Source organism: Streptomyces niphimycinicus, from assembly GCF_018883605.1.
GTDB lineage: Bacteria > Actinomycetota > Actinomycetes > Streptomycetales > Streptomycetaceae > Streptomyces > Streptomyces niphimycinicus.
In genome coordinates, this window is the sequence record NZ_JAHLEM010000511.1 from 1 (window position 1) to 1,569 (window position 1,569).

The following is a 1,569-nucleotide window of genomic DNA, read 5'->3' on the forward strand; positions in this document are numbered from 1 at the left end:
TCGTGGAGCAGGCCCCGGACGGCGGTGGCGAGGGCGCGATCGGCTCCGGCAGCACGGGCTCCATCGCCTCTGGCCGCGTCGCCTACGCCCTCGGCCTGGAGGGCCCGGCGGTCACCGTCGACACGGCGTGTTCGTCGTCGCTGGTGGCGCTGCACTGGGCGATGCAGGCGCTGCGCGCGGGCGAGTGCACCATGGCGCTGGCCGGTGGTGTCACGGTGATGGCGACGCCCGGCACGTTCGTCGGCTTCAGCCGCCAGGGCGGCCTGTCCGCCGACGGCCGCTGCAAGGCGTTCTCGGCGGACGCGGACGGCACGGGCTGGGCCGAGGGCGCGGGCATGCTGCTGGTCGAGCGGCTGTCGGACGCGCGCCGCAACGGCCACCCGGTGCTGGCCGTGGTGCGCGGCAGCGCGGTGAACCAGGACGGTGCGTCCAACGGTCTGACGGCGCCGAACGGCCCGTCCCAGCAGCGCGTCATCCGGCAGGCGCTGGCCGCCGCCGGGCTGTCGGTCGGCGATGTGGACGCGGTCGAGGCGCACGGTACGGGTACGACGCTGGGCGACCCGATCGAGGCGCAGGCGCTGCTGGCCACGTACGGCCAGGAGCGGGACGCGGAGCGGCCGTTGCTGCTCGGCTCCATCAAGTCGAACATGGGCCACACCCAGGCCGCCGCCGGTGTCGCGGGTGTGATGAAGATGATCCTCGCGATGCGGCACGGGGTGCTTCCGAAGACCCTGCACGCGGACGAGCCGTCGCCGCATGTGGACTGGTCGGCGGGCGCGGTCGCGCTGCTGACGGATCAGGTGGAATGGCCGGAGACCGGCCGCCCGCGCCGTGCGGGCGTGTCGTCGTTCGGCATCAGCGGCACCAATGTGCACACCATCATCGAGCAGGCGCCGGAGGTGGAGGCGGCGGAGACTCCCGCGGCTCCCGCCGTCCCGCCCGCCGTGGTGCCGTGGGTGCTGTCCGGGCGGAGTGCGGCTGCGCTGCGGGACCAGGCCGAGCGGCTGGTGGCGCATGTGGAGGCCCGGCCCGAGCTGCGTCCGGAGGACGTGGCGTACTCGCTCGCGACCGGGCGGTCGGCCTTCGACCACCGTGCGGTGGTGGTGGCCGAGAACCGGGACGGGCTGCTGAAGGCTCTGGGGGCGCTGGCCGAGGGACGTCGCTCTGCGGCGCTCGTTCAGGGCTCGGTGGCCGGTGGCAAGGTGGCGTTCCTGTTCACGGGGCAGGGGAGTCAGCGGCTGGGGATGGGGCGTGAACTGTATGACGCCTATCCGGTGTTCGCGGATGCGCTGGACGCGGTGTGCGCTGAGCTGGACGCGCATCTCGAACGGCCTTTGAAGGATGTGCTGTTCGGGGACGATGCTGCGGCGCTGGACCAGACGGGGTTCACTCAGCCCGGGTTGTTCGCGGTTGAGGTGGCGTTGTTCCGGCTGGTGGAGGCGTGGGGGCTGCGGCCCGATTTCCTCTCCGGGCATTCGATCGGTGAGTTGGCCGCGGCGCATGTGGCGGGTGTGTTGTCGCTGGCGGATGCGTGCCGGTTGGTGGCGGCGCGTGGCCGTTTGATGCAGG

General features: G+C 72.9%; 1 protein-coding gene. It reads left to right on the forward strand.

Annotation, left to right across the window (positions count from 1 at the left end; all coding sequences use genetic code 11):
- Positions 1-1,569: type I polyketide synthase (locus tag KN815_RS34315; RefSeq protein ID WP_216345753.1), on the forward strand; the 1,569-nt coding region annotated here is incomplete at both ends.